This window comes from Burkholderia sp. AU16482 (assembly GCF_002223285.1).
GTDB classification, from domain to species: Bacteria; Pseudomonadota; Gammaproteobacteria; order Burkholderiales; family Burkholderiaceae; genus Burkholderia; species Burkholderia semiarida.
On the sequence record NZ_NKEY01000001.1, the window covers coordinates 57,446 to 82,628 of the forward strand.

Below are 25,183 nucleotides of genomic sequence, written 5' to 3' on the forward strand. Positions count from 1 at the left end.
TGTAGAGCGGGATGCGCGCGGATTGGGCGCATAATTGGCGAAGATTGGCATGATGATGCGATAATCGCGCATCAAATCACGAATCAATGCGGAGAACACTCATGCTGGAACTCGATCACTTCGATCTCGCGCTGCTGGACGTGCTGCAGCGCTTCGGTCGCGCGACGCATCAGCAGCTGGGAGAGGAGGTGCCGCTGTCGCCGTCGCAGATCGGGCGACGGCTGCAGCGGCTCGAGGCGGCCGGCGTAATCGAAGGCTACCGCGTGATGCTGCGCCCCGAAAAGCTCGGGCTCGGCGTGACCGCGTTCACGAGCCTGAAGCTCAAGCATCACGGCGATTCGATCATCGAGCAGTTCCAGCAGCAGATCGACGTGTTGCCCGAAGTGCTCGAATGCCACGCGGTGGTGGGCGATGCCGACTACCTGCTGCGGATCGTCGCGCCCGATCTCAACGCGCTGTCGCAGTTCGTGATGAAGAAGCTGATGCGGGTGCCGGGCGTCGATAGCGTGCGCTCGAACATCGTGCTGACGACTTTCAAGCGCAACGGTGCGCTGCCGCTGGCGCACCTGGCGCCGGGGGCCGCGTGACGGCGCGCCGACGCTGACGGCAGGGCGCGCGGCCCCGCCGCTCGTGGGGCCGGATCAGGCCGCTTCGGATTGCGCGTCGGCGTTCAGCAGGTCGACGTAAGCGACCGCGACGAGGTCCTCGTGCGCGACGCCGAGCTTCGCGAACACGTCATGCGCCTCGGCCTCGCCGCCGGCTTCGTCGTCGTCCGGGCCGAGCACGACCTCCAGCTCGATGAAATCGCCGAGGCCGTCGACGCGGTCGAGGTGAATGCGCGTACGGCCCGCGAGGTACACGTGCCGCTCCTTCGTCACGATCCCGCGCGTGGTCAGCGCGGTGGCGAGCAGCGCATGCATCGCGTCGGGGTTCGTCACCGGGCTGCGCGTGTAGTACGACGCTTTCGGGCCGTCGCGGTCGTCGCGCTGGTAGAAGATCAGCTCGGCCGGCGTGCCGTCCTCGAAGCGGCGCAGCTTCAGCCGGCCGCGCGGCACGTCGTAGAAGAAATCCTGCTGGCGGTAGAAGAGCGGCGCTTCGGTCGCGAGCTTCGCCGCCTGTTCGCGCAGCCGGTCGAATTCGCGGGCGTGGGCTTTGATCTCGATGTTGCGGGCCATGCGGGTCTCCTTCAATCGGGGTCTCGCGGTGTGCGAACGCACAATCTAGCAAAAAGCCTGGGAAGGTGGCGTGACGAGCGGGCGGCGAGCCGACTGCTGCGGAGGGTAGGGGCGCAATGCGGGGCTCGCAGGGATCAGCGCGCGCGCCGAAGCGATGCCAGTTTCGCCGACAGGCGGCACAGCAGGAAGGTGCGGCGGAGCGCTTGAACTTTCTCGTATTCCTGATTGATGAAGCGTCGGCCGGTTTGGCGTTCGTACCGGTATAACTCGTACAGGTAGGCCACTCTCGGCCCGATGGAGACGGCAGTGACGTAAGAAAATGTCAGCGTGTACAGCGATGTCACGATCAGAATCGCGCCGCTGCTTTCGCCGATGTAGGTATTCAGCGCAATCGGCAGGTTGACGGTCAAGGCGATGGTCGCCGGTGCGAGCCTGTTGGTGGGAACGGTCTTGCCGCAATTGGGATCGATCGTGAACGAACGGATATCAGCGAGGTATTCGTTATTTCTGAAACGGCGACCGGGATGGCGCTTGAGTTCGCGGAGCTTGAGGGCAAACGGAAACGCGAGCGAGGCCAGCACGGCCGCGTGATAGAGGAAGACGAAAAGTAGGTACGGCTTGGTGGATGCTGGTTTTTCGATGAATGACCACACGCTCAACATAGCGGTACCCATCAGAAGACCGAATACGGCAACGATATAGACTGTGAACGCCGCCAGAAAACGTACGGACAGCGTGGAGCGATACTTGATCTGGTATCCGGCAGCCATCCCTGCGACAAGAATCGCAAGCATGGGCCAGCTCATGATCTGGAACGCGATGCCGTTTGCCTTCGCGATGGCGTACAGGCAGAAGCCGACGATCATGACGCTGCAAGGGCCGAGGCAAAGCGGGGCATGGCAGAGAAGCGGCCGCGCGCGCTCGAGGTCGGGAAACATCATCAGTGCGCGCGCCGAAACGATGCCAATTTCGCCAACAAGCGGCACAGGAGGAAGGTGCGGCGGAGCGCCTGTACTTTCTCGTATTCCTGGTTGATGAAGCGTCGGCCGGTTTGGCGCTCATATCGGTACAACTCATACAGGTAGGCCAGTTTCGGCCCGATGAAGACGGCGGCGACGTAAGAAAATAACAGCGCGTACAGCGATGTCGCGATCAGAAGCGCGCTGCTGTTTTTGCCGATGTAGGTATTCAACGCAATCGGCAGGGTGACGGTCAGGGCGATGGTCGCTGGCGCGAGCCTGTTAGTGGGAACGGTCTTTCCGCAGTTGGGATCGATCGTGAACGTGCGGGTATCGGCGAGGTATTGGTTATTCCTGAAACGGCGATCGGGATGGCGCTTCAGTTCGCGGAGTTTGAGGGCAAACGGCAACGCGAGTGCGGTCAATATGGTTGCGTGATAAAGAAACACGAAAAGCAGGTACGGCATGCTGGACGCCGGTTTTTCGATGAGCGACCACGCACTCAACAAAGCGGTACCCATCAGGAGACCGAATCCGCCAACGATATAAATCATGATCGCCGCCAGCGAGCGTACGGACAGCGTGGAACGGTATTTGATGTGGTATCCGGCAGCCGGTCCCGCGACAAGGATCGCCAGCATAGGCCCACTTATAAGCTTGAACGCGATGCCGTTAGCTTTCGCGATGACGCTCAGGCAGAGGCCGACGAGTATGAAGTTGACGAGGCCGAGGTAAATCGGCGCATGGCGAAGAAGCGGGCGGGCGCGCTCGAGATCGGGAAACATCATGTCAGTTATCCAGCAGGCGTCGGGCTTGCGATTCTGCAAGGTCGGGGCCGATGGAGGCGTTCCAGAGCACTTGTATGCCGAATCCGACTCCGAACGAGAACAGAATGACCGGGAGCGCACTGGCGCCGGCCCAGAGGAGAATAGCGGACGTTGCCGTCGAAAAACCAAACCCGAGTAGATTCCCGCTTTGACTCCGCGCAGACGCGAGCATGAACGCACGACTGTCGAATCTCAACGCGCCCTGCGTATCCCGGCTGATACTCGCCGCCATGTCGAGTGCCAGACTCGGCGCAAACGTCAGAACACCGCTGCCGATCAGGCTGCCGGCGTACAGGTGCCTGAGTGGCGAAATCCTGGGCGTGAGCTGTTTGAGATCCGCCGCCTTGAGCGCGGCAGTCGTGGTTTGCGTGCGCGGATTGTGCTTCGCATGCGGCCCGAGCGCCGGCTGGACGCTCTGGATCGGCAGGTTGCGTATCCGCAGCTTCGGACGGGGTTTTCCCTTTCCCGTGGTGTTGGCGTCATAGAGCGTGACGGAATGGTTGATCTTCACGCTTGGTGCAGCGCGGCGGAGCAACGTCTGCGCGCCCGCGTCGATGTTGCGTTTCAGGGACAGCGCATGCGCAGCATGGGCCGCACCGAGCCCGGTGTTGAGGTTTCCGACGATGCTTCCCGGCCCCACCAGGTTGTTGCGGCCTTCTTCGTAAAGCCGGGCGAGCGTTCCTGGATCGCCGGTATGCCCGCTGTCCGCGACGTCATGCACCCAGTCGGACGCGGAACACTGGCCCGATGTGACGAGCGCGTGCAGAAGCTCGCTCGCAAGATGCGGATCGAGATCGAAATCGCCACTGAAGGAATCGTCGCCGATCAACCAGCCGTTGCGTTGATGCGTGCGAATGCTGGTATGGGGAGGCAGGTTTTCAGCGAGCGTGCGGCGATGGCGTCGCAACGCATCGCATACCGCGAAGCTTTGCGATCGCGCGTGATCGGCGAGCGGACCGGTCATGTCTGGATTTCCCGTGTTCGATAGACGAATCAACGAGATTACAAACGTCTTTCACTCGCTTCAATTGGACCGGAACGAAAGTTGAACCGCCGGTCGATCTATCCGCGCGATCTTTTCACCCGCCAGCCCGATCACGCACGATGAGCGCCGCTCATATCGCCCACTGCGCTTCGATCAGCCGCAGCGCGGCCGCGATCGCCGGCTCGTCGCGCCGCTCGGCGAGCGTCACGAACGTCAGTTCGGTGGGCACCGTCACGCGTTCGACGATCGTCAGCGCATGTGCGTGCGCTTCGGCCAGCGCGGTCGAATCGCGTGCGAGCGTCAACCCGATCCCCGATTTCACGAGGTCGAGCATCGACTGCTCCTGGTCGACCTCGGCCACCTTGACCGGCTGCGCGCCGGCCGCCGCGAACAGCCGCGACAGCAGCCGGTGGTGCGCGGACGCGGGCGGCGTCCAGATCCACGGCAGCGCGGCGAGCGCGCGCCAGTCGTGCGCGCGCTGCACGCGCTCCTTCCAGCCGGCCGGCGCGAGCACGCGGTACTGGAAATGCGTGAGCGTGACGGTGTGGAACAGCGCGTTGTCGCGCGGCGCGTCCTCGTCGGGCCAGCCGATGTAGTAGCCGACGTCGAGCGCCTGCGCGCGCACCTGTTCGAGCACCCAGCCCGACATCCCGTGCCGCAGCGCGGTCTCGATCTGCGGATGGGTCTCGACCAGCGCGCGCAGGAAGCCGCCGAGCCGCAGGAACGCCGGATCGAGGATCGTGCCGATCCGCAGCCGGCCGCGCACCTCGTGACGCAGCGCGGCAGCGGCGCGCTGCACGTCGGCGGCCGCGGCGAGCGCGCGTTCCGCATGCGGCAGCAGCGTCTGGCCGTCGCGCGTGAGCGCGAGCCCGCGCGACGTACGCGTGAACAGCACGACGCCCAGCGTTTCCTGCAGATGCTTGATTTGCAGGCTGACGGCCGGCTGTGTCAGATGCAGCTGTGCGGCGGCGCGCGTCAGGTTGCCTTCGCGCGCGACCGTCGCGAACGCGCGGAGCAGGGTGAGATCCATCGTCGTGATATGAGCGCGGCTTATAACGCAGTTCAGCATAACTCATTGGATCGGCGGACGGCGGCGGGAGTACGCTTCATCGGTCGCGTCGGCCCCGGCGCACTATGCCGAAAATGACGCGCGGGAACACACGCGCGGCACACAAGAACGAAGGAGACAACACCGTGAGTACACCACGCACGCTCGAGGGCGAATTCGACTACGTGATCGTCGGCGCGGGCACCGCGGGCTGCGTGCTCGCGAACCGCCTGACCGAGGATCCCGACATCCGCGTGCTGCTGCTCGAAGCGGGCGGCAAGGACGACTATCACTGGATTCATATCCCGGTCGGCTATCTGTATTGCATCGGCAACCCGCGCACCGACTGGCTGTACAAGACGCAGCCCGAAGCGGCGCTCAACGGCCGTGCGCTGTCGTATCCGCGCGGCCGCGTGCTCGGCGGCTGCTCGTCGATCAACGGGATGATCTACATGCGCGGCCAGCGCGAGGACTACGACAACTGGGCGCAGGAAACCGGCGACGCCGGCTGGTCGTGGGACAGCGTGCTGCCGATCTTCAAGCGCAGCGAGGATCACCATGCGGGCGCGAGCGACGCGCACGGCGCGGGCGGCTACTGGCGCGTCGAGAAGCAGCGGCTGCGCTGGGAAATCCTCGAATCGTTCGCGCAGGCCGCGCAGCAGACGGGCATTCCCGCCACCGACGATTTCAACCGCGGCGACAATGCCGGGGTCGGCTACTTCGAGGTGAACCAGAAGCGCGGCGTGCGCTGGAATACGTCGAAGGCGTTCCTGCGGCCCGCGATGGCGCGCCCGAACCTGACCGTGATCACCGGCGCGCATGCGCAGCGCGTGATTTTCGACGGGCGGCGCGCGGTCGGCGTCGAATACCACGGCGGCGGCACCGATTACGTCGCGCGGGCGAGCGCGGAAGTGCTGCTGACGTCGGGCGCGGTGAATTCGCCGCAACTGCTCGAACTGTCGGGTATCGGCGACGGCCGGCGGCTGCAGGCGCTCGGCATCGACGTCGTGCACGATCTGCCGGGCGTCGGCGAAAACCTGCAGGATCACCTGCAATTGCGGATGGCGTTTCGGGTCGACGGCGTGCGTACGCTCAATACACTCTCCGCGCGCTGGTGGGGCAAGCTGATGATCGGCGCCGAATATGCGCTGCTGCAGCGCGGGCCGATGTCGATGGCGCCGTCGCAACTGGGCGCGTTCGCGAAATCGGATCCGGACGATCCCGCGCTCACGCGCCCCGATCTCCAGTACCACGTGCAGCCGCTGTCGCTCGAACGCTTCGGCGAACCGCTGCACGGGTTCAACGCCTTCACGGCGTCGGTGTGCCACTTGCGGCCGAGCTCGCGCGGCAGCGTGCACGTGACGAGCGCCGATCCGCGCAGCGCACCGGCGATCGCGCCGAACTATCTGTCGACCGATCACGATCGGCACGTCGCCGCGAACGCGTTGCGCCTCACGCGCCGCATCGCGTCCGCGCCGGCGCTCGCGCGCTATCGCCCCGAGGAAATCCTGCCGGGCACGCAGTACCGGACCGAGGCCGAACTGGTCGATGCGGCCGGCGTCGTCGGCACGACGATCTTCCACCCGGTCGGCACGTGCCGGATGGGGCGCGCCGACGACGAGCGGGCGGTGGTCGACAGCCGGCTGCGCGTGCGCGGCATCGCCGGGCTGCGGATCGTCGATGCGTCGGTGATGCCGTTCATCACGTCGGGCAACACCAATTCGCCGACGCTGATGATCGCCGAGCGCGCGAGCGACATGATCCGCGCCGACCGCCGTGCGGCGCGCGAAACGACGTCGGTGCGAACCGAGGCCGCGGTGACGGCGGCATGAAGGCCCGCTGACATGCGCACGAGCGGGCGGTTGCGCGAACGCCCGCTGATTCGCGATGCGAAACAAGCTGCCGGTGCGCAAGATCCGTGCGAGCCGCGCGTCGTCGCGCGGCTTTTTTCGGCGCGTGCGTACCATGTCCTGCAGCAGCTCAACCGGTAATGATGCACGTGTCAAAAAAGCACGGTGAAATTCGCGCGCGGTCGCATCCGACAGGGTGGCCATCCCTATAAGTGCAAATCCCGATGATTGCACTGCACCAACGGCGCGACAATGTTGCGCAATGTGCATACGCGTCGGCGCGGGAGACCACCCTCGAGGCGTACCACGGCGCCCGGGGGCAGCCGGCTGATCCGCTGACCTGTTCGCGGCCGCTTGCGCCAGGCTTCCCGGTGCTTCGCCTGACTTCGTACGGAAGGGAACATGATTCTCGGCGACACGATTCTGGAAACACGCGGACTGACGAAGGAATTCAGGGGCTTCACCGCCGTGAACGGCGTCAACCTGCGTGTGCGGCGCGGTGCGATCCATGCACTGATCGGGCCGAACGGCGCGGGCAAGACCACCTGTTTCAACCTCCTCACCAAATTCCTGACGCCGACGGCCGGCCAGATCGTCTTCAACGGCATCGACATCACCGACGAGCGGCCCGCGCAGGTCGCGCGGCGCGGCATCATCCGCTCGTTCCAGATCTCGGCCGTGTTCCCGCACCTGACCGCGTTGCAGAACGTGCGCATCGGACTGCAGCGCGCGCTCGGCACCGAATTCCATTTCTGGCGTAGCGAACGCACGCTGAAGCGGCTCGACGATCGCGCGATGGATCTGCTCACGCAGGTCGGCCTCACCGATTTCGCGCACGTGCCGACCGTCGAGCTCGCGTACGGCCGCAAGCGCGCGCTCGAGATCGCGACGACGCTCGCGATGGAGCCCGAGCTGATGCTGCTCGACGAGCCCACGCAGGGCATGGGCCACGAGGACGTCGACCGCGTGACCGCGCTGATCAAGAAGGTCGCGAGCGGCCGCACGATCCTGATGGTCGAGCACAACATGAACGTGATCGCGGGGATCTCCGACACGATCACCGTCCTGCAACGCGGCGAGGTGCTGGCCGAAGGCTCGTATGCGGAAGTGTCGAAGAATCCGCTCGTCATCGAGGCCTACATGGGCAGCGCCGACGCGGCGCTCGCGGGGGCGCACGCATGAAGCACAGCGAACGGGAGGAACGCGAATTGAGCGGCGTCGAGAGCGGTACGCCTGCGCTGGAGATCACGGGCCTGGAGGCCTGGTACGGGGAATCCCACATCCTGCATGGCGTCGACCTGACCGTGCATCGCGGCGAGGTCGTCACGCTGCTCGGTCGCAACGGCGCGGGCCGCACGACGACGCTGCGCGCGATCATGGGCCTCACGGGCCGCCGCAGCGGGTCGATCAAGGTCGCCGGCCACGAGACGATCGGCCTCGCGACGCATCGCATCGCGCATTACGGCATCGGCTACTGCCCGGAGGAGCGCGGGATCTTCTCGAGCCTGTCGTGCGAGGAGAACCTGATGCTGCCGCCGCTGATCGGGCCGCGCGAGCATGCGATGTCGCTCGACGAGATCTACGCGATGTTCCCGAACCTCGCGTCGCGCCGGCAGAGCCAGGGCACGCGGCTGTCGGGCGGCGAGCAGCAGATGCTCGCGGTCGCGCGGATCCTGCGCACCGGCGCGAACCTGCTGCTGCTCGACGAGATTTCCGAAGGCCTCGCGCCGGTGATCGTGCAGGCGCTCGCGCGAATGATCGTCGCGCTGAAGGCGCGCGGCTACACGATCGTGATGGTCGAACAGAATTTCCGCTTCGCCGCGCCGCTCGCCGACCGCTTCTACGTGATGGAGCACGGCAGCATCGTCGAGCATTTCCGCGCAGCCGAACTGGAAAGCAAGATGCCGACCCTGCACGACCTGCTCGGAGTATGACGCCCCCCGTTTCCCTTGCCGCTGGCCGTGGCGGCCCTCGAACAACCACAACGCATCAGAACAACAGGAGACGTCAATGAAAATGAAGACCCTCGCACAGGCCTGTCTCGCGCTCGCGAGCGCCGCGTTCACCGCCGGCGCCGCCCACGCGGCGGATACCGTGAAGATCGGCTTCATCACCGACATGTCGGGGCTTTACGCGGATATCGACGGGCAGGGCGGTCTCGAGGCGATCCGCATGGCGGTCGCGGACTTCGGCGGCAAGGTGCTCGGCAAGCCGATCGAGGTCGTCTATGCCGATCACCAGAACAAGGCCGACATCGCCGCGTCGAAGGCGCGCGAATGGATGGACCGCGGCGGGCTCGACCTGCTGGTCGGCGGCACGAACTCGGCCACCGCGCTGTCGATGAACCAGGTCGCGGCCGAGAAGAAGAAGGTCTACATCAACATCGGCGCGGGTGCCGACACGCTGACCAACGAGCAGTGCACGCCGTACACGGTCCACTACGCGTACGACACGATGGCGCTCGCGAAAGGCACCGGCTCGGCGGTGGTGAAGCAGGGCGGCAAGACGTGGTTCTTCCTGACGGCCGACTACGCGTTCGGCAAGGCGCTCGAGAAGAACACGTCGGACGTCGTGAAGGCGAACGGCGGCCAGGTGCTCGGCGCGGTGCGCCACCCGCTGTCCGCGTCGGATTTCTCGTCGTTCCTGCTGCAGGCGCAATCGTCGAAGGCGCAGATCCTCGGCCTCGCGAACGCGGGCGGCGACACGATCAACTCGATCAAGGCCGCGAAGGAATTCGGCATCATGAAGACGATGAAGCTCGCCGCGCTGCTGATGTTCATCGACGACGTGCACAGCCTCGGCCTCGAAACGACGCAGGGCCTCGTGCTGACCGACAGCTGGTACTGGAACCGCGACGCGGCGTCGCGCCAGTGGGCGCAGCGCTACTTCGGCAAGATGAAGAAGATGCCGTCGAGCCTGCAGGCGGCCGACTATTCGTCGGTGACGACCTACCTGAAGGCCGTGCAGGCCGCCGGCACGACCGACTCCGACAAGGTGATGGCCGAGCTGAAGAAGATCAAGATCAGCGACTTCTACGCGAAGGGCTACATCCGCCAGGACGGCAGCATGATCCACGACATGTACCTGATGGAAGTGAAGAAGCCGTCGGAATCGAAGGAGCCGTGGGACTACTACAAGGTGCTCGCGACGATTCCGGGCGAACAGGCGTTCGGCACCAAGCAGGAGACGCGCTGCGCGTTGTGGAAGTAGGCATCGCGTAGCGGCGCGCACGGGCGCGTCGCACGGTGGCGGCTGCAGCGACGTGCCCGCTGCGCCGCCGGCATGCGCGCTGCATGAAAGTTGCGTGCGCAACGAAACTCATTCTGACGGCTAAGTCGATGGAAATCTTTGGCATTCCGTTGCCGGCGATGCTGAGCCAGTTGCTGCTCGGGCTCGTCAACGGCTCGTTCTACGCGATCCTGAGCCTCGGGCTCGCGGTGATCTTCGGGCTGCTCAACGTGATCAACTTCGCGCACGGCGCGCTGTTCATGCTGGGCGCGATGCTCGCGTGGATGGGCCTGTCGTATCTCGCGCTGCCGTACTGGGCGATGCTCGTGCTGGCGCCGCTGATCGTCGGCGTGTTCGGGATCGCGATCGAGCGCTCGATGCTGCGCTGGCTGTACAAGCTCGATCACCTGTACGGGCTGCTGCTCACGTTCGGGCTCACGCTGGTCGTCGAAGGCGTGTTCCGGTCGATCTACGGATCGTCGGGTCAGCCGTACGACGTGCCGTCGCAGCTGTCCGGCGCGACCAATCTCGGCTTCATGTTCCTGCCGAACTATCGCGCCTGGGTGGTCGTCGCGTCGCTCGCGGTGTGCCTCGCGACGTGGTTCGTGATCGAGAAGACGCGGCTCGGCGCGTACTTGCGCGCGGGCACCGAGAACCCGAAGCTCGTCGAGGCGTTCGGCGTGAACGTGCCGATGATGATCACGCTCACCTACGGCTTCGGCGTCGCGCTCGCGGCGTTCGCGGGCGTGCTGGCCGCGCCGGTGATCCAGGTGTCGCCGCTGATGGGCCAGCCGATGATCATCACCGTGTTCGCGGTGGTCGTGATCGGCGGGATGGGCTCGATCCTCGGCTCGATCGTCACGGGCCTGCTGCTCGGCGTGATCGAGGGCTTCACGCGCGTGTTCTATCCCGAAGCATCGGCCACCGTCGTGTTCGTGATCATGGCGATCGTGCTGCTGTTCCGCCCGGCGGGCCTCTTCGGCAAGGAAAAATGATGCAGAGAAAAGTGCTCTACGGCGTGCTGCTCGCCGCACTGCTCGCCGCGCCGTTCATCGGCGCGTATCCGGTGTTCGTGATGAAGGTGCTCGCGTTCGCGCTGTTCGCGGCCGCGTTCAACCTGCTGATCGGCTATACGGGGCTGCTGTCGTTCGGCCATGCGATGTTTCTCGCGACGGCCGGCTATGCGACCGGCTATTCGATGCAGACGCTCGGTTTCACGCCCGAGCTCGGCGTGCTGGTCGGCACCGTCGCCGCGACGCTGCTCGGGCTCGTCGTCGGGCTGTTCGCGATCCGCCGGCAAGGCATCTACTTCGCGATGATCACGCTCGCGTTCGCGCAGATGGTCTACTTCATCTATCTGCAGGCGCCGTTCACGCACGGCGAGGACGGCCTGCAGGGCGTGCCGCGCGGCCGCCTGTTCGGGCTGCTCGACCTGTCGAACGACGTCGCGCTGTACTATGTCGTGCTGGCGGTGGTCGTGGCCGCATGCGCGTTCATCGTGCGGGTCGTCCATTCGCCGTTCGGCCAGGTGCTCGTCGCCATCAAGGAGAACGAAGCGCGTGCGATCTCGCTCGGCTACGACACCGACCGCTTCAAGCTGCTCGCGTTCATCCTGTCGGCCGCGCTCGCGGGGCTGGCCGGTTCGCTGAAGGTGCTGGTGCTCGGCTTCGAGACGCTGTCGGACGCGTACTGGACGATGTCGGGCCTCGTCGTGCTGATGACGCTCGTCGGCGGGATGGGCACGCTGTTCGGGCCGCTCCTGGGCGCCGCGCTGATCGTCGCGCTGGAAGACCGGCTCGGCGACATCGGCGAATGGCTCGCGTCGACGACGGGCGTCGCGTGGTTCCATTCGCTCGGCGAATCGGCGACGATCGTCACCGGGCTGATCTTCATCGCATGCGTGCTCGCGTTCCGGCGCGGCATCGTCGGCGAGATGGTCGCGCGGATCAAGCCGCTCAGGGCGACGTCGTGAGCATGCCGTGCGCGTCGCCGCGCGTTGATGCGCAGCACCATCCGGCGCGCCCGGAAAGGGCGGCGCGGCCGCTGGGGCCTGCACCGCGCGGCCCGCTGGTGCCCCATTTTCGTGCGGCGATGCACCATAGGGGTAAATGCTAAGTTGTCGTGGTGCTTAAGCCTCTTTAAGATTCAACCTAGTTCTGATGCACCGCGAAACGAATTTGCAGGTGGAGAACGAGGAGACAATCGAGGCACAAAGTGCCCGGACCCTAAAGCGCTGTTGGACGGAATCCAACAGCGCTTTTTCATTTGCGTGCACGGATTCCATCGATGGTGCATCGGCCGGCGTGACGGCCGCTTCCCGCGTTTGCGTTCGCACCGCGTCTTTTCCGCGCTTCGCCGCATTCCCCGTTTTTTCCGTTTCCCGCGATCCGTTCGCCGACGATGCGCAATCCTGCACAGGCGCTTCGGGCTTACCCGGTTGGCGTGCGCGAAAGGCGTCCGTTACACTCGGCTTTCGCCGACCGTGCGGTCGGGAAAATCGGTCGGCAGTTCTCCTACAAGCACAATGCAGAACAGGGAGTACGGTTGGATGAGCAGCGCAGCACGGTGGATCGGGGCAGCAGAGGCGGCGGGCGCCGTTCGTTCATCATCGGGTGCGCGACGGGGCATCGCGGCATTTCCGAGCCGCTCCGCAGCCTGTATGCGCGTCCCGGCGCCCGTGCGGGTCGTTGCACTCGCATCCGTCTCTGCATCCGTATTCGCATTCGCATTCGCATTCGCATTCGCATTCGCATGAGCGGCCGGCTTCCCGATGTTGTATCGCTCGCCGCGCGTGCCGACCATCGATGCGCGCGCAACCAGCTTCCGCACGCTTTCTCATTTCTTCGCCTTCTTCATCCTGACGACACCGCTGCTGCGCATCGTGACGGTCGAACGGCCGTTTCGATCGGCATGCGGCGCATGGGTGCGGCGTTTCGCGGGAAAACGAGCATGGGCGCGGATGGGCGAGATAATTAAGATATTAACTTGTTTGGGGACCGGGAGCCGCCCGAGCAACCGTGGTTTTTTCGAGCAGCGTTTGGAGACAACGTAAATGAAGATGAATCGATGGATGGAGGCCCTGCTTGCCGCGGGCCTCGTGTGTGCGGCGGCCACGGCGTCGGCGCAGGTGAAGATCGGCGTGACGCTGTCGGCCACCGGCCCGGCCGCCTCGCTCGGGATTCCGGAAAAGAACACGATCGCGCTGCTGCCGAAGGAAATCGCGGGCAAGAGCGTGCAGTACATCGTGCTCGACGACGCGTCCGACACGAGCCGCGCGGTGCAGAACGTGCGCAAGCTGATCGACGAGGATCACGTCGACGCGATCATCGGTTCGTCGGTCACGCCGAACTCGCTCGCGATGCTCGAACCCGTGTCGCAGGGCAAGACGCCGACGATCTCGCTCGCGGCGAGCGCGCAGATCATCGCGCCGATGGACGCGAAGCGCGCGTGGATGTTCAAGGTGCCGCAGAACGACCAGCTGATGGCCGACGCGATCGCCGGCTACATGGCGAAGCACGGCGTGAAGACGGTCGGCTTCATCGGTTTCGCCGATGCGTACGGCGACAGCTGGTACAAGACGTTCGACGCGGCAGCCGCGAAGAACGGGCTGAAGCTCGTGTCGAACGAGCGCTACAACCGGACCGACGCGTCGGTGATGGGGCAGGTGCTGAAGCTGCTGGGCGCGAACCCGGATGCGGTGCTGATTGCCGGCTCCGGCACGCCGGCGGCGCTGCCGGCCAAGACGCTGAAGGAGCGCGGCTACAAGGGCAAGGTGTACCAGACGCACGGCGTCGCGAACAACGATTTCCTGCGCGTGTGCGGCAAGGATTGCGAAGGCGAGATCCTGCCGGCCGGCCCCGTGCTCGTGACGGACCAGCTGCCCGATTCGAATCCGGTGAAGAAGCCGGCGCTCGGCTACAAGGCCGCGTACGAGAAGGCGTACGGTGCGGGTTCGCTGTCGACGTTCGGCGGCCATGCTTGGGACGCGGGCCTGCTGCTGCAGCGGGCGATTCCGGAAGCGCTGAAGAAGGGCCAGCCGGGCACCGAGGCGTTCCGCGAAGCGCTGCGCGCATCGATCGAAAGCGTGAAGGATCTGCCCGTCTCGCACGGCGTGATCAACATGACGGCGACCGATCACAATGGCTTCGACACGCGTGCGCGCGTGATGGTGCAGATCGTCGACGGCAAGTGGAAGCTGCAGGCCGAGTAAGCATCACGTGAAACCGGCATGCGCGGCGCGAACGGCGCCGCGCATGCCGTCGGCAGGGTGACGCGCATGACGGCTCGCACCCGTGCCGCCTGGAACCCCGGGGCCCGCCGCGTGGCGCGCGACGTGCCGATCGTGTCGCGCGCGCCCCGGCCGTTTCCGCCTTTCGTTTCTCCGCAGCATTCTCTCGATACACGAAACGTATGGATCTCTCGATTGCGGCGATCCTCGCGCAAGACGGCATCACGACCGGCGCCATTTATGCATTGTTGTCGCTGGCGCTCGTGCTGGTATTTTCCGTCACGCGGGTGATCTTCATTCCCCAGGGCGAATTCGTCGCCTACGGTGCGCTGACGCTGGCCGCGTTGCAGGCGCAGAAATTCCCCGCCACCTGCTGGCTGCTGCTCGTGATGGGCATCGCATGCTTCCTGCTCGAGGCCGGCGGCCTGATCCGGCATCGCGAACGCCGCCATCAGCTCGGCCGCACGCTCGCGACGCTCGGCAGCCGCTACGTGCTGCTGCCGCTGGCGGTGTTCGCGATCACGCGCAGCTTTGCCGCGCAGCCGATGCCGATGCTCGCGCAGATCGCGCTGACGCTCGCGATCGTCGTGCCGATGGGGCCGTTCGTCTACCGGCTCGTGTACCAGCCGATCGCCGAAGGCACGACGCTGCTGCTGCTGATCGTGTCGGTGGCCGTCCATTTCGCGATGGTCGGCCTCGGCCTCGTGATGTTCGGCGCGGAAGGCTCGCGCACCAACGGGTTCTCGGACGCGTCGCTCGCGATCGGCAGCCTGACGGTGTCGGTGCAGAGCATCCTGGTCGTCGTCACGGCGCTCGTGCTGATCGGCGCGCTCTACGTGTACTTCGGCCGCACGATCGCCGGCAAGGCGCTGCGCGCGACGTCGGTGAACCGGCTCGGTGCGCGGCTCGTCGGCATCGGCACCACCGAAGCCGGGCGGCTCGCATTCACGTTCGCGGCGGGGCTCGGCGTGCTGTCCGGGATCCTCGTCGGCCCACTGACGACGATCTACTACGACTCGGGCTTCCTGATCGGCCTGAAGGGCTTCGTCGGCGCGATCATCGGCGGGCTCGTCAGCTATCCGCTCGCGGCCGCCGGCTCGCTGCTCGTCGGCGTGCTCGAATCGTATTCGTCGTTCTGGGCGAGCGCGTACAAGGAGGTGATCGTGTTCACGCTGATCATTCCGGTGCTGCTGTGGCGCAGCTTCGTGACGCCGCATGCGGAAGAGGAAGAGGAGTGACGCGATGAAGACGATGGTACGCAACAAGGCCTTCTGGCTGTTTCTCGTGGTGCTGTTCGCGCTGCCGGTGCTGCCCGGCGCGCTGCAGGTGCCCGAGTACTGGATCACGCTGCTGAACTACATCGGCCTCTATGCGATCGTCGCGATCGGGCTCGTGCTGCTGACGGGCGTCGGCGGGATGACGAGCTTCGGGCAGGCCGCGTTCGTCGGGATCGGCGCGTATGCGACCGCGTTCCTGACGACGCGGTACGGCGTGTCGCCGTGGCTCGCGCTGATCGTCGGCGTGGTGCTGACGGCGCTCGTGGCGCTCGTGCTCGGTGCCGTGACGATGCGGCTGTCCGGGCACTTCCTGCCGCTCGGCACGATCGCGTGGGGGCTCGCGCTGTTCTACCTGTTCGGCAACCTCGAAGTGCTCGGCAAATACGACGGGATCAACGGGATTCCAGCGCTGAACCTGTTCGGCATCGTGCTCGAAAGCGGGCGCAGCCTGTATTTCCTGATCTGGGCCGTGGTGCTGGCCGCGATCGTGTCGGTGCAGAACCTGCTCAACAGCCGGCCCGGCCGCGCGATCCGCGCGCTGCGCGGCGGCGGCGTGATGGCCGAGGCGATGGGCGTGAATACCGCGTGGATGCGTGTCGTGATTTTCGTCTACGCGGCCGTGCTCGCGGCCGTGTCCGGTTTCCTGTATGCGCACCTGCAGCGCGCGGTGAACCCGACGCCGTTCGGCCTGAACCACGGGATCGAATTCCTGTTCATGGCCGTGGTCGGCGGTGTGTCGCACGTGTGGGGCGCGGTGCTCGGCGCGGCGATCCTGACCGTGCTGCAGGATTATTTGCAGACGCTGCTGCCGAAGCTGCTCGGCTCGGAAGGCAACTTCGAGATCATCGTGTTCGGCGTGCTGATGGTGCTGCTGCTGCAGTACGCGCGCCAGGGCGTATGGCCGTTCGTCGCGAGACTGTTCCCACGCGGGCCGCGCGCGCACGTGCCGGCGCAGGCCGACCCGCTGCCGCAGCGCGCCAAGCCGGTGGCCGGCGAGCCGCTGCTCGTGGTCGACAACGCACGCAAGCAGTTCGGCGGGCTCGTGGCCGTCAACGACGTCAGTTTCGACGTGAAAGCGGGGCAGATCATCGGGCTGATCGGCCCGAACGGCGCGGGCAAGTCGACCACGTTCAACCTCGTGACCGGCGTGCTGAAGCCGACCGGCGGCGCGATCACGTTCCGCGGCGAGCGTATCGACGGGCTGACGTCGCGTCAGATCGTCCGCCGCGGCATCGGTCGCACGTTCCAGCATGTGAAGCTGCTGCCGGCGATGACGGTGCTCGAGAACGTCGCGATCGGTGCCCATCTGCGGGGTCATACGGGCGTGTGGCGCAGCATTGCTCGGCTCAATGCGCATGAGGAAGCGCAGTTGCTGGCCGAAGCCGCGCGCCAGATCCGCCGCGTCGGGCTCGAGAAGCACATGTACGACGAAGCGGGCAGCCTCGCGCTCGGCCAGCAGCGGATTCTCGAAATCGCGCGTGCGCTGTGCTGCGATCCGACGCTGCTGCTACTCGACGAGCCGGCCGCGGGCCTGCGTTACCAGGAGAAGCAGCAACTCGCCGACCTGCTGCGGCGGCTGAAGGCCGAGGGCATGAGCGTGTTGCTCGTGGAACATGACATGGATTTCGTGATGAACCTCACCGACCGGCTGGTGGTGATGGAATTCGGCACGCGGATCGCGGAAGGGCTGCCGCAGGATGTGCAGCAGGACCCGGCCGTGCTCGAAGCGTATCTGGGCGGGGTGGAGTGATGACGGACACGACGATGCCGATTCTCGAAGTACGCGGGCTGGCGGTGCGGTACGGGAAGGTGGAAGCGCTGCACGGTGCGGCAATCAAGGTCGGGGCGGGGCAGATCGTCAGCGTGATCGGCCCGAACGGTGCCGGCAAATCGACGCTGCTGAACGCGATCATGGGGGCACTGCCGGTCACGGGGCACGCGTCGGGCGCGGTCGTATATCGCGGCAACGATGTTGGCGCCTTGCCGGTCGAGCAGCGCGTCGCGCGCGGGATGTGCCTCGTACCGGAAAAGCGTGAGCTGTTCAGCACGATGACGGTCGAGGACAACCTCGTGCTCGGCGCGTACCGGCGCAAGCAGGCGGGGGAAGCGAACTTCCTCGATCAGCTCGACCACGTGTTCGCGCTATTCCCGCGGCTGAAGGAGCGCCGCAGGCAGGCGGCCGGCACGCTGTCCGGCGGCGAGCGGCAGATGCTGGCGGTCGGTCGTGCGCTGATGGGCAAGCCCGACCTGCTGATGCTCGACGAACCGAGCCTCGGGTTGGCGCCGCTGATCGTGAAGGAGATCTTTCATATCATCAGCGCGTTGCGCGGCACCGGCGTGGCGACGCTACTGATCGAGCAGAACGCACGGGCGGCGTTGCAGATCTCCGACTACGGCTATGTGCTGGAGACGGGCGAGTTCGCGTTGGAAGGGGCGGCTGCCGAGCTTGCGCAGAATCCGCGGGTGATCGAGACTTATCTCGGGTTGACGAAGAAGACGGCTTGATTGCTGATGCGGTGGGGGAAACGGGCGGCGTGTTTCACGTGAAACACGCCGTTTTTGTTTGTGAGGTCGGCCTGGGTGTCGATGCATCGGTCGTTCGGGGGTGTGAGGGATAAGTCCCGAGGTAACCGAGAGAAATACTGTGTGCTCGCCACGGACGCGGATCAGACGAACCGGCGGACTTCTGCACATGCACGACAACGTGTGTCGAACCACGCGTCACACCGCCGAAGCAGGCCCGCCACGACAAATTCGCCCGCCCCCAGCGAAAAAATCGCCGAAATGCACAGACCCTACCATTCGGACGGCCTTCGGGGGAAAAGCGAACCCGCTATAATTCGGCCCATACATTTCTCTGATAGGTTCGTGCGCAGCTCTGCGTGCGGAATCCACCATGCTTTTTCCCACAGAATTTGACGTCATCGTCGTCGGTGGCGGTCATGCCGGCACGGAAGCCGCGCTGGCGTCCGCCCGCATGGGCGCGAAGACCTTGCTGCTGACCCACAACATCGAAACGCTCGGGCAGATGAGCTGCAATCCGTCGATCGGCGGCATTGGCAAGGGCCATCTGGTCAAGGAAGTCGACGCGCTGGGCGGCGCGATGGCCGCCGCGACGGACGAAAGCGGTATTCAGTTCCGGATCCTCAATTCATCGAAGGGCCCGGCCGTGCGCGCGACGCGTGCGCAGGCCGACCGCATCCTGTACAAGGCCGCGATCCGCCACCGGCTCGAAAATCAACCGAACCTGTGGCTGTTCCAGCAGGCCGTCGACGACCTGATGGTCGAAGGCGACCGCGTGGTCGGCGCCGTCACGCAGATCGGCATCCGTTTCCGCGCGCGCGCGGTCGTGCTGACGGCTGGCACGTTCCTCGACGGCAAGATCCACGTCGGGCTGAACAACTACACGGGCGGTCGCGCGGGCGATCCGGCGGCCGTGTCGCTGTCGTCGCGCCTGAAGGAACTGAAGCTGCCGCAGGGCCGCTTGAAGACCGGTACGCCGCCGCGTATCGACGGCCGCACGATCGACTTCTCGAAGCTCGACGAGCAGCCGGGCGACCTCGATCCGATCCCCGTGTTCTCATTCCTGGGCCGCGCGGAGCAGCATCCGCGGCAGTTGCCGTGCTGGGTCACGCATACGAACGAGCGCACGCACGACATCATTCGCGGCGGTCTCGACCGGTCGCCCATGTATACAGGCGTGATCGAAGGCGTGGGCCCGCGCTATTGCCCGTCGATCGAAGACAAGATCCACCGGTTCGCGTCGAAGGAATCTCACCAGATCTTCCTGGAGCCGGAAGGGCTGACGACCAACGAGTTCTATCCGAACGGAATCTCGACGAGCCTACCGTTCGACGTCCAGCTCGAGCTCGTGCATTCGATGCGCGGCCTGGAGAACGCGCATATCCTGCGCCCCGGTTACGCGATCGAATACGACTACTTCGACCCGCGTGCGCTGAAGGCGTCGCTCGAAACGAAGGCGATCAACGGGCTGTTCTTTGCGGGCCAGATCAACGGTACGACGGGCTACGAAGAAGCGGCTGCGCAGGGCTTGCTGGCCGGCCTCAATGCGGGCCGCTATGTGCAGGAGAAGGACGCGTGGTGCCCGCGTCGCGACCAGGCCTATCTGGGCGTGCTGGTCGACGATCTCGTCACGCGCGGCGTGGCCGAGCCGTACCGGATGTTCACGAGCCGGGCCGAATATCGCCTGAGCCTGCGTGAAGACAATGCCGACATGCGCTTGACCGAGATTGGCCGCGAGCTTGGGCTGGTCGACGACGTCCGCTGGGACGCTTTCAGCCGGAAACGCGACGCTGTTTCACGTGAAACCGAACGCCTGAAGTCGACGTGGGTCACGCCGAAGACGCTGCCGGCGGAAGAAGCGACGGCGTTGCTCGGCAAGGCAATCGACCACGAATACAGCCTCGCGGAGCTGCTGCGTCGCCCGGGTGTCAGCTACGACGGTGTGTGCGGGCTGAAGGGCGGAGAGTGTGGCCCCGCGGAGCCGCTGACGGACGACCCGGTGCTGCTCGAACAGATCAAGGAGCAGGTCGAGATCGGCATCAAGTATCAGGGCTATATCGAGCGCCAGGCATCCGAGATCGAACGCAACGACGCGAACGAGAACACACGCCTGCCGGACGGTATCGATTATCGCAAGGTCCGTGGTTTGTCGTTCGAGGTCAGCCAGAAGCTCAACGAGTTCCGGCCGGAAACGATCGGGCAGGCGTCGCGTATCTCGGGCGTCACGCCGGCAGCGATCTCGCTGCTGATGGTGCACCTGAAGCGTCGCGGCCTGGGCCGCCGTAACGGCATGGCCGCAGAGGCCGCGGAGCAGGGGGACGGCACCGTCCCGACACAACGATGACGGCGCGTCGCGCGCCGGCGGTTAATCGGGACGTACTGGAACAGATGCTCGTCGACGGTACGGCGGCACTGGACCTCACGCTGACGGATACGCAGCGCGACCAACTACTCGACTATGTCGCGCTGCTCGGCAAGTGGAACGCGGTCTACAACCTGACCGCGATCCGCGACCCGAAGCAGATGCTGATCCAGCATATCCTCGATTCGCTTTCCATCATCCCGCATCTGCGTGGTCGTGCGTCGGCGCGTGTGCTCGACGTCGGCTCGGGCGGGGGGCTGCCCGGTATCGTGCTGGCGATCGTCGAGCCGGGCTGGCAGGTCACGCTGAACGATATCGTGCAGAAGAAGTCGGCCTTCCAGACGCAGATGCGCGCGGAGCTGAAGCTCGCGAACCTGTCGGTCGTGACCGGCCGTGTCGAATCGCTGCGGCCGGGGGGCGAAGTGCCGGAAAAATTCGACATCATCGTATCCCGCGCTTTCGCGGATCTGTCCGACTTCGTTAAACTTGCTCGTCATCTGGTCGCGCCGGGCGGATCGATCTGGGCGATGAAGGGCGTTCACCCGGACGACGAGATTGCGCGGTTGCCGGAAGGCAGCCGCGTCAAGCAGACGATCCGGCTGGCGGTACCGATGCTCGATGCGGAGCGGCATTTGTTCGAAGTGGCCGTCGACGACGCGAATTGAAGGCGCGCGGTAGCGCGCCGTTTGTTTGAAGGTAAAGGGAACACACCAACGATGGCAAAGATCTTCTGCGTTGCGAACCAGAAGGGGGGCGTCGGCAAGACGACGACATCGGTCAATCTCGCCGCAAGCCTTGCAGCGCAGGAGCAACGCGTCCTGTTGATCGATCTCGACCCGCAGGGCAACGCGACGATGGGCAGCGGGATCGACAAGGCCGCCTGCGAAGCGACCGTGTACGAAGTGCTGGTCGACGGCGTGTCGGTGACCGACGCGCGCGTGCGTCCGGAAGGCGTCACCTATGACGTGCTCCCCGCGAACCGCGAGCTGTCCGGCGCCGAGATCGAACTGATCAGCATCGACAATCGCGAGCGCCGCCTGAAGGCCGCGCTTGAGCGCGTCGCCGACGACTACGATTTCGTCCTGATCGATTGCCCGCCGACGCTGTCGCTGTTGACGCTGAACGGCCTGTGCGCGGCGCATGGCGTCGTGATCCCGATGCAATGCGAGTACTTCGCACTGGAAGGGTTGTCGGACCTCGTCAACACGATCAAGCAGGTTCACGCGAACATGAACCGCGACCTGAAGATCATCGGCTTGCTGCGCGTGATGTTCGATCCGCGCATCACGCTGCAGCAGCAAGTCTCCGATCAACTGAAAGCGCACTTCGGCGACAAGGTGTTCGACGTGGTGATTCCGCGCAATGTGCGCCTGGCGGAAGCGCCGAGTTACGGGTTGCCGGGCGTCGTGTTCGACCGCAGCTCGCGCGGTGCGCAGGCGTATCTCCAATTCGGTGCCGAGATGATCGAGCGCGTGCGCGCGTTCGAGGTGTCGTGATCCGGACATGAGCGAAGCGAGGAAGAAAGACATGAACGCGGTACCAAAGAAGAAGGGCTTGGGACGTGGCCTCGAAGCGCTGCTCGGCGGCAGTGCCGATATCACCGAAGCGGTGAAGATCGAAGGGGCACCGAACACGCTCGCGCTCGGCAAGCTGCAAGCCGGCAAGTACCAGCCGCGCACGCGGATGGACGAGGGCAGCCTGCAGGAGCTGGCGGCAAGCATTCGCGCCCAGGGCGTCATGCAGCCGATCCTGGTACGGCCTATTTCATCAGACAAATACGAGATCATCGCGGGCGAGCGGCGTTTCCGCGCGGCGCGCCTGGCCGGCCTCGACGAAGTGCCGGTGCTCGTGAAGGACGTATCCGATCAGGCTGCCGCCGCGATGGCGCTGATCGAGAACATCCAGCGCGAGGACCTGAATCCGCTCGAAGAAGCGCACGGCATCCAGCGCCTGCTCGACGAGTTCGGTTTCACGCACGAACAGGCGGCCGAATCGGTCGGCCGTTCGCGCAGCGCGGTGTCGAACCTGCTGCGCCTGCTGAACCTCGCGTCGCCGGTGCAGACGATGCTGCTGGCCGGCGATCTCGACATGGGGCACGCGCGCGCGCTGCTGGCCGTCGACGCGGCCACGCAGATCACGCTCGCGCATCAGGTGGTCAACAAGCGCATGTCGGTGCGCGAGACCGAGAAGCTCGTCGCGCACACGACGAAGGAAGCACCGGCCGTGAAGGCGCGCGCGAAGGACGATGGCGGCCGCGATACGCGTCGCCTCGAAGAGGAGTTGTCCGACCTGCTCGCGTCGACGGTGAAGATCAAGCTCGGCCGCCGCGGGCGAGGGCAGGTGCTGATCGACTTCGGCAACCTGGACGCGCTCGAGGGCATTCTCGCGCGTCTGCGCGGCAACGTCGCGACCGAAGAGTAACGGGCAACCCATGACGCAAAAGGGTGCACCGGCGCCGCGCCGGTGGCTCGGCTGGCTTGCGCAGGAACCGGTACTGTCGGTGCTTGCGCTTGGCCTGATCGTGCTGCAATGGGTGCGTCCGCAACCATTTTCGGTGCTCGCGGATCGTGTCGACTGGCAGACGGTCGCGACACTCGCGGGCCTGCTGATGCTGACCAAGGCGCTCGAGCTGTCCGGCTGCCTGATGTGGCTCGCGCATCGCATCGTGCATCACGTGCATTCCGAACGCGGGCTCGCGATGCTGCTCGTCGGCTTCGCCGCGGTGCTGTCGATGTGGCTCACCAACGACGTCGCGCTGTTCGTCGTCGTGCCGTTGATGGTATCGCTGCGCGCGCTGACGCCGCTGCCGTTCCGGCGGCTCGTGATCGTCGTCGCGCTGGCTGTCAACGCGGGGTCCGTCGCGACACCGCTCGGCAATCCGCAGAATCTTTTCCTGTGGCAATTGAGCGGCGTGTCGTTCGGCCGTTTCGTGGTCACGCTCGGCCCGCTCGCCCTCGCGCTGATGGCGCTGCTGCTCGCGCTGACCGCATTGATGTTCCGCGCGAAGCCGCTCGACCTGTCCGGCGACGCCGTTGCGCTTCCCGTCCAGCGCATGCAGGCGCTGATCGCGGCCGTGCTGTTCGCCGCGTTCGTGCTGCTCGCCGATGCGCATCATCTGCTGCCGGGCCTCGTCGGCGTCGCCGTCGTGCTGCTTGCCGTCAAACGCGACGCAGTCCTGAAGATCGACTGGCTTCTGCTGCTGATCTTCGTGCTGATGTTCGTCGTGTTGCGCAGCGCGGCCGCGCTGCCCGTCGTGCACGACGCGATCGCGCACGCGCAACTCGATTCGCCGCTGCGCGTCTATGCGGCCGGCGCCGTGCTGTCACAGGTGATCAGCAACGTACCGGCCGCGATCCTGCTGTCGGAGTTCACGCACGACTGGCGCGCGCTTGCATTCGGCGTATCGGTCGGCGGCTTCGGGTTCGCGATCGGTTCGCTCGCGAACCTGATCGCGGTGCGTCTCGCGAAGGAGCCGCGCATGTGGCTGCCGTTCCACCTCGTGTCGATTCCGTTCGCGCTGGTGAGCGCGGCGCTCGGCGCGTGGCTGCTCGTGCACGGTTGAACGGGGCGGCGCAGGGAAGCCGTTCGAGCGACGGGTTGGGCGCACGGCATTCACGCTGATCAACGGTTGTTGATAAGTGCCGCCATCCACAGTCGAACATCTGTGGCGGCGCGACAACTGACCGGATGAATCGCTGCGTGAACATCCTGTCGAATTTCGCGCGCGGGCGCGATGGTTGGGCCGCGGCGTCTTGCTTGTTCCCGAGCATCGGGGCGAATCGTTTCCGCCGGCTGCGTTGCAGCGAATTCCCGACGGCAATCGCGCCGCTTCGTCCTGGCCCGTATCGGGTATCGTTTCCCGCCGTTTCCCCCGTCACCTGACTTTTTCGCGCAAGAAATACCGGTGCGGAAAACCGACCTTACAACTGTCATCGTACGTCGCCGAATCGCATGTTTTTTCACATCATGAGGCGTCGTTTTATGCAGGTTTTTGTCGCGTCTAAAGCCTTGAATCACTTGCAACTATCGCTTACAATCGCCCGGATTTGTTAGCTAGGCACCCCTGAAAGCTTTCAGAAAGCTTGGGGTCGGGTTCAGGGATTTCAGCGGAAGATTGCGATGGCGGGTCAGGCGCCGGACGACAGGCACGATGATCAGCGCACGCAACGCACCGCTTCGGCGGCCGGCGAGCGGCGTGAACCCGACGATGACTGGGATGTCGAGCAGCAAGATAACAACATCGTTCCGCTGACGCGGGCAGAGGCCGAAAGGCTGTTCGGCCCGAACGTGAGCAAGCCCTCGCGCGTGACCCCCTACAAGGTGGTATTCGCGCAAGTGGTCCTGTCCCTGGTTGCAACGCTGGCGTGGTGGCTGTTTTCGAAGTCGCCGGGCGCCGCTGCGCAATCCGCGTTTTTGGGCGGAGCGATCGGCTGGGTACCCAGTGCGGTATTCGTGGCACGACTGAAGGCAGGTGGCTCGGCCACCGTGATGAGCTGGGTGATGGGCGAAGCCCTGAAGCTCGCTCTGACGATCGGAATGTTCACCGCGGTGGCGTTCGGCTGGGCCGGCGTGCACTGGGTGCCGTTCCTCGTCACGTACCTCGTCGTGCTGAAGACGTACTGGATCGCGCTGGCCTGGCGGTAAGGAACAAGCAGCGTGCGGTTTCGACAACGAACCGCACCGGCCCGTTCCCGCAATAGCGTGTTGCGGAACGGGGCAAA

The 25,183-nt window shown here is 65.3% G+C and carries 23 protein-coding genes; 18 read left to right on the forward strand and 5 right to left on the reverse strand.

The window, feature by feature from the left end; all coding sequences use genetic code 11:
• Positions 1-101 precede the first annotated feature (101 nt).
• A complete protein-coding gene (locus CFB35_RS00305) occupies positions 102-587 on the forward strand; it encodes an Lrp/AsnC family transcriptional regulator (RefSeq protein WP_006408082.1) in 486 nt (161 codons plus the stop codon).
• Between the two features lie 54 nt (positions 588-641).
• Here the strand turns inward: CFB35_RS00305 and CFB35_RS00310 are convergent, their stop codons facing one another.
• From CFB35_RS00310 to CFB35_RS00330, 5 genes are all read right to left on the reverse strand, one after another.
• The gene (locus CFB35_RS00310) at positions 642-1,175 is read right to left on the reverse strand and encodes a class IV adenylate cyclase (RefSeq protein ID WP_089464419.1); all 534 of its coding nucleotides are present in this window, start codon (positions 1,173-1,175) and stop codon (positions 642-644) included.
• A 134-nt stretch (positions 1,176-1,309) separates the two neighbouring features.
• Positions 1,310-2,116, reverse strand: coding sequence for a hypothetical protein (locus CFB35_RS00315; RefSeq protein ID WP_089464420.1), 807 nt, complete (start codon positions 2,114-2,116; stop codon positions 1,310-1,312).
• On the reverse strand, positions 2,116-2,922 hold the full coding sequence (locus CFB35_RS00320) for a hypothetical protein (RefSeq protein WP_059580467.1): 807 nt from the start codon (positions 2,920-2,922) through the stop codon (positions 2,116-2,118). The genes CFB35_RS00315 and CFB35_RS00320 overlap by 1 nt, the downstream gene beginning before the upstream one ends.
• 1 nt (position 2,923) lies before the next feature.
• On the reverse strand, positions 2,924-3,925 hold the full coding sequence (locus CFB35_RS00325; protein ID WP_059580468.1) for a hypothetical protein: 1,002 nt from the start codon (positions 3,923-3,925) through the stop codon (positions 2,924-2,926).
• Between the two features lie 151 nt (positions 3,926-4,076).
• On the reverse strand, positions 4,077-4,976 hold the full coding sequence (locus tag CFB35_RS00330; RefSeq protein WP_089464421.1) for a LysR family transcriptional regulator: 900 nt from the start codon (positions 4,974-4,976) through the stop codon (positions 4,077-4,079).
• A 164-nt stretch (positions 4,977-5,140) separates the two neighbouring features.
• Here CFB35_RS00330 and CFB35_RS00335 point away from each other — a divergent pair, with 164 nt between their 5' ends.
• The 17 genes from CFB35_RS00335 to CFB35_RS00420 all read left to right on the forward strand — a co-directional run bounded on the left by CFB35_RS00335 (position 5,141) and on the right by CFB35_RS00420 (position 25,106).
• A complete protein-coding gene (locus CFB35_RS00335) occupies positions 5,141-6,826 on the forward strand; it encodes a GMC family oxidoreductase (RefSeq protein ID WP_089464482.1) in 1,686 nt (561 codons plus the stop codon).
• 420 nt (positions 6,827-7,246) lie between these two features.
• Positions 7,247-8,026 carry an ABC transporter ATP-binding protein gene (locus tag CFB35_RS00340; RefSeq protein WP_006477266.1) on the forward strand — a complete coding sequence of 260 codons (780 nt, stop codon included), beginning with the start codon at positions 7,247-7,249 and terminating at the stop codon, positions 8,024-8,026.
• On the forward strand, positions 8,023-8,778 hold the full coding sequence (locus tag CFB35_RS00345; RefSeq protein WP_059580474.1) for an ABC transporter ATP-binding protein: 756 nt from the start codon (positions 8,023-8,025) through the stop codon (positions 8,776-8,778). The genes CFB35_RS00340 and CFB35_RS00345 overlap by 4 nt, the downstream gene beginning before the upstream one ends.
• A gap of 76 nt (positions 8,779-8,854) precedes the next feature.
• Positions 8,855-10,054, forward strand: a complete 1,200-nt coding sequence (locus tag CFB35_RS00350) for an ABC transporter substrate-binding protein (RefSeq protein WP_059580476.1) — start codon at positions 8,855-8,857, stop codon at positions 10,052-10,054.
• Between the two features lie 128 nt (positions 10,055-10,182).
• Entirely contained in the window at positions 10,183-11,067 is an 885-nt protein-coding gene (locus tag CFB35_RS00355) for a branched-chain amino acid ABC transporter permease (RefSeq protein ID WP_059580692.1), read from the forward strand.
• A complete protein-coding gene (locus tag CFB35_RS00360) occupies positions 11,067-12,044 on the forward strand; it encodes a branched-chain amino acid ABC transporter permease (RefSeq protein ID WP_059580695.1) in 978 nt (325 codons plus the stop codon). The genes CFB35_RS00355 and CFB35_RS00360 overlap by 1 nt, the downstream gene beginning before the upstream one ends.
• Positions 12,045-12,842: 798 nt before the next feature.
• Entirely contained in the window at positions 12,843-13,124 is a 282-nt protein-coding gene (locus CFB35_RS34870) for a hypothetical protein (protein WP_059580478.1), read from the forward strand.
• Positions 13,125-14,282 carry an ABC transporter substrate-binding protein gene (locus CFB35_RS00370; protein ID WP_089464424.1) on the forward strand — a complete coding sequence of 386 codons (1,158 nt, stop codon included), beginning with the start codon at positions 13,125-13,127 and terminating at the stop codon, positions 14,280-14,282.
• 200 nt (positions 14,283-14,482) lie between these two features.
• Positions 14,483-15,538 carry a branched-chain amino acid ABC transporter permease gene (locus CFB35_RS00375; RefSeq protein WP_059580483.1) on the forward strand — a complete coding sequence of 352 codons (1,056 nt, stop codon included), beginning with the start codon at positions 14,483-14,485 and terminating at the stop codon, positions 15,536-15,538.
• Between the two features lie 4 nt (positions 15,539-15,542).
• Positions 15,543-17,327, forward strand: a complete 1,785-nt coding sequence (locus tag CFB35_RS00380) for an ATP-binding cassette domain-containing protein (protein ID WP_059580486.1) — start codon at positions 15,543-15,545, stop codon at positions 17,325-17,327.
• A complete protein-coding gene (locus tag CFB35_RS00385) occupies positions 17,327-18,082 on the forward strand; it encodes an ABC transporter ATP-binding protein (protein WP_059580489.1) in 756 nt (251 codons plus the stop codon). The genes CFB35_RS00380 and CFB35_RS00385 overlap by 1 nt, the downstream gene beginning before the upstream one ends.
• A gap of 391 nt (positions 18,083-18,473) precedes the next feature.
• Entirely contained in the window at positions 18,474-20,444 is a 1,971-nt protein-coding gene (gene mnmG / locus CFB35_RS00390; protein WP_059580493.1) for a tRNA uridine-5-carboxymethylaminomethyl(34) synthesis enzyme MnmG, read from the forward strand.
• Positions 20,441-21,127: a 16S rRNA (guanine(527)-N(7))-methyltransferase RsmG gene (gene rsmG, locus CFB35_RS00395; RefSeq protein WP_059580496.1), complete on the forward strand. Its 687-nt coding sequence runs from the start codon at positions 20,441-20,443 to the stop codon at positions 21,125-21,127. Before mnmG ends, rsmG begins: the two co-directional genes overlap by 4 nt.
• A 51-nt stretch (positions 21,128-21,178) precedes the next feature.
• Entirely contained in the window at positions 21,179-21,958 is a 780-nt protein-coding gene (locus CFB35_RS00400; protein ID WP_059580499.1) for a ParA family protein, read from the forward strand.
• A gap of 31 nt (positions 21,959-21,989) precedes the next feature.
• Positions 21,990-22,883 carry a ParB/RepB/Spo0J family partition protein gene (locus CFB35_RS00405; protein WP_006482728.1) on the forward strand — a complete coding sequence of 298 codons (894 nt, stop codon included), beginning with the start codon at positions 21,990-21,992 and terminating at the stop codon, positions 22,881-22,883.
• 10 nt (positions 22,884-22,893) lie between these two features.
• On the forward strand, positions 22,894-24,024 hold the full coding sequence (locus tag CFB35_RS00410; protein WP_059580501.1) for an SLC13 family permease: 1,131 nt from the start codon (positions 22,894-22,896) through the stop codon (positions 24,022-24,024).
• Between the two features lie 557 nt (positions 24,025-24,581).
• Positions 24,582-25,106 (forward strand): ATP synthase subunit I, encoded by a 525-nt coding sequence (locus tag CFB35_RS00420; protein ID WP_059580504.1) that lies wholly within the window; start codon positions 24,582-24,584, stop codon positions 25,104-25,106.
• Positions 25,107-25,183: the final 77 nt, after the last annotated feature.

Excerpts from the sequence above, each read along its gene's own strand:
- CFB35_RS00305 (WP_006408082.1), top strand. The coding sequence starts at position 102 with ATGCTGGAACTCGATCACTTCGATCTCGCGCTGCTGGACGTGCTGCAG.
- CFB35_RS00310 (WP_089464419.1), bottom strand. The coding sequence starts at position 1,175 with ATGGCCCGCAACATCGAGATCAAAGCCCACGCCCGCGAATTCGACCGG.
- CFB35_RS00315 (WP_089464420.1), bottom strand. The coding sequence starts at position 2,116 with ATGATGTTTCCCGACCTCGAGCGCGCGCGGCCGCTTCTCTGCCATGCC.
- CFB35_RS00320 (WP_059580467.1), bottom strand. The coding sequence starts at position 2,922 with ATGATGTTTCCCGATCTCGAGCGCGCCCGCCCGCTTCTTCGCCATGCG.
- CFB35_RS00325 (WP_059580468.1), bottom strand. The coding sequence starts at position 3,925 with ATGACCGGTCCGCTCGCCGATCACGCGCGATCGCAAAGCTTCGCGGTA.
- CFB35_RS00330 (WP_089464421.1), bottom strand. The coding sequence starts at position 4,976 with ATGGATCTCACCCTGCTCCGCGCGTTCGCGACGGTCGCGCGCGAAGGC.
- CFB35_RS00340 (WP_006477266.1), top strand. The coding sequence starts at position 7,247 with ATGATTCTCGGCGACACGATTCTGGAAACACGCGGACTGACGAAGGAA.
- CFB35_RS00345 (WP_059580474.1), top strand. The coding sequence starts at position 8,023 with ATGAAGCACAGCGAACGGGAGGAACGCGAATTGAGCGGCGTCGAGAGC.
- CFB35_RS00350 (WP_059580476.1), top strand. The coding sequence starts at position 8,855 with ATGAAAATGAAGACCCTCGCACAGGCCTGTCTCGCGCTCGCGAGCGCC.
- CFB35_RS00355 (WP_059580692.1), top strand. The coding sequence starts at position 10,183 with ATGGAAATCTTTGGCATTCCGTTGCCGGCGATGCTGAGCCAGTTGCTG.
- CFB35_RS00360 (WP_059580695.1), top strand. The coding sequence starts at position 11,067 with ATGCAGAGAAAAGTGCTCTACGGCGTGCTGCTCGCCGCACTGCTCGCC.
- CFB35_RS34870 (WP_059580478.1), top strand. The coding sequence starts at position 12,843 with ATGTTGTATCGCTCGCCGCGCGTGCCGACCATCGATGCGCGCGCAACC.
- CFB35_RS00370 (WP_089464424.1), top strand. The coding sequence starts at position 13,125 with ATGAAGATGAATCGATGGATGGAGGCCCTGCTTGCCGCGGGCCTCGTG.
- CFB35_RS00375 (WP_059580483.1), top strand. The coding sequence starts at position 14,483 with ATGGATCTCTCGATTGCGGCGATCCTCGCGCAAGACGGCATCACGACC.
- CFB35_RS00380 (WP_059580486.1), top strand. The coding sequence starts at position 15,543 with ATGAAGACGATGGTACGCAACAAGGCCTTCTGGCTGTTTCTCGTGGTG.
- CFB35_RS00385 (WP_059580489.1), top strand. The coding sequence starts at position 17,327 with ATGACGGACACGACGATGCCGATTCTCGAAGTACGCGGGCTGGCGGTG.
- mnmG (WP_059580493.1), top strand. The coding sequence starts at position 18,474 with ATGCTTTTTCCCACAGAATTTGACGTCATCGTCGTCGGTGGCGGTCAT.
- rsmG (WP_059580496.1), top strand. The coding sequence starts at position 20,441 with ATGACGGCGCGTCGCGCGCCGGCGGTTAATCGGGACGTACTGGAACAG.
- CFB35_RS00400 (WP_059580499.1), top strand. The coding sequence starts at position 21,179 with ATGGCAAAGATCTTCTGCGTTGCGAACCAGAAGGGGGGCGTCGGCAAG.
- CFB35_RS00405 (WP_006482728.1), top strand. The coding sequence starts at position 21,990 with ATGAACGCGGTACCAAAGAAGAAGGGCTTGGGACGTGGCCTCGAAGCG.
- CFB35_RS00410 (WP_059580501.1), top strand. The coding sequence starts at position 22,894 with ATGACGCAAAAGGGTGCACCGGCGCCGCGCCGGTGGCTCGGCTGGCTT.
- CFB35_RS00420 (WP_059580504.1), top strand. The coding sequence starts at position 24,582 with ATGGCGGGTCAGGCGCCGGACGACAGGCACGATGATCAGCGCACGCAA.